At 63.9% G+C, this 360-nt stretch carries 1 protein-coding gene; it reads left to right on the forward strand.

The window, feature by feature from the left end; all coding sequences use genetic code 11:
• Positions 1-126: 126 nt before the first annotated feature.
• A partial coding sequence (locus IH50_RS38500; RefSeq protein ID WP_158801449.1) for a hypothetical protein occupies positions 127-360 on the forward strand: 234 nt, incomplete at its 3' end.

Below are 360 nucleotides of genomic sequence, written 5' to 3' on the forward strand. Positions count from 1 at the left end.
ACCGGCAAGGCATACAAGCGCCCCGCCCACCACAAAGTCGGCACAAAGCCTCGACGTGTCACACCAGCTCCGACCTGACGCAAGACCACGCCTGCTCGGTCCCGATCATCAAGCAGGATGGGGAACATGGACCCGAACAGAAGCCGGCCCCTTGAAGACCTTGTGCACTGGAACGGTGAGCTCTCCGACCTCATCAGAAAGGCCCGGCGCGGTGAACCGGCATCGATCGTCACCTTCCGTCGTGGCCATGCCCTGGCCGCTGCGGAGAAGGTCACAGCCGGCCTCGCCAGCCCCAGCCAGCTCATCGACTGGGCACAGGCCGTGCACTTCGAGGACTACGTGGACGTCGAGGAAGAACAC

Source organism: Streptomyces sp. NRRL S-37 (genome assembly GCF_000721605.1).
GTDB lineage: Bacteria > Actinomycetota > Actinomycetes > Streptomycetales > Streptomycetaceae > Streptomyces.